Consider the following 1,259-nt stretch of genomic DNA (forward strand, 5'->3'; position numbering starts at 1 on the left):
TCAGTACCAGACTGAAGGCGTCCCGGCGGGGCTGGCTCCTTTTTTCGCTGCCCTCGTGGCTTATCCGCGATGTGCCGTCCCGCCGGGGCCCGCGGTGCTGGAGGTAGGCGTGGCCTGATAGGAGCCTGCTGGTTCGACTGCCCCACTGAGGCGTGCCCGCCCGCGTTCGGCACCGCAGCTCGAGCAGAATCCGGCCTGAGGAAGGGACTGTCATGACTGTCATCGGTATCGACGCTCACAAGGACTGGCACACGCTCGTCGCGGTGGACGAAGTGGGTCGCAGGATCAAGGAACTTACGGTCGAAGCACGTGCCGCCGGTCACCGAAGAATCATGACCTGGCTGGAGGGCTTCGAAGACGTCACCGTCGCAGTCGAGGATTGCCGACACCTGACTCGTCGACTCGAGGCGGATCTGCTCGAAGCCGGCCATCGAGTCGTGCGCGTGCACACCAGGTTGATGGCCGGCATGAGGCGCAGCAGCCGGGAACGCGGGAAATCCGACCCCATTGACGCTGAGGCCGTGGCCCGGGTCGCACTTCGCGAAGAGGGTTTGCCGACCGCTGAGCTGCCGGGCGCCTCCAGGGACATCAAGCTCCTGTCAGACCATCGCAGGACCCTGGTCGCCCGGCGCACAGCGATGCAGTCCAAGGCTCGCTGGTTCCTCCACGAAATTGATCCTGAGCTGGAGATTCCCTCTCGTGCTCTGCGCCGATACCACCTCCTGGACGAGCTGATCGAGTACCTGGAGCCAGTCGAAGGGGCGGTGGCCGAGATCGCTCGGGACCTCCTGGTCGACATTCGAGAGCTCACCGTCAGGATCAACACGCTGGAGAGCCGCCTGAGTCGACTGGTGCGCGCCAGCCATCCCTCACTGGTCGCCGTCCCGGGGATGGGAACCTTGGGCGCAGCGATGATCATCGGCGAGACAGCGGGGATCGCCAGGTTTCGCTCCCGCGATGCCTACGCGAGATTCAACGGCACCGCGCCGATCCCAGTCTGGTCAGGCAACAAGGTCCGCGTTCGCCTCTCGCGCGGAGGGAACCGCACGATCAACACCGCCCTGCACATGGCCGCCCTCACCCAGATCCGGATGGGCGCTGAGGGCGCCGCCTACTACGACAAGCTCATCACCGCCGGCAAGACGCGCAAAGAGGCGCTACGGCTGCTACGACGTCGACTCTCGGACCGCGTCTATGCGGCACAGCGAGCCGACGTGGTCCCCGCCGCCCAGGCGTTCGCAGATCCCGTTCCTATGGGG

The 1,259-nt window shown here is 65.8% G+C and carries 1 protein-coding gene; it reads left to right on the plus strand.

What is annotated here, in order from left to right:
- Nucleotides 1-212 precede the first annotated feature (212 nt).
- A partial coding sequence (locus FM110_RS08895; protein WP_087104415.1) for an IS110 family RNA-guided transposase occupies nucleotides 213-1,259 on the plus strand: 1,047 nt, incomplete at its 3' end.

This window comes from Brachybacterium nesterenkovii, assembly GCF_900163655.1.
GTDB lineage: Bacteria > Actinomycetota > Actinomycetes > Actinomycetales > Dermabacteraceae > Brachybacterium > Brachybacterium nesterenkovii.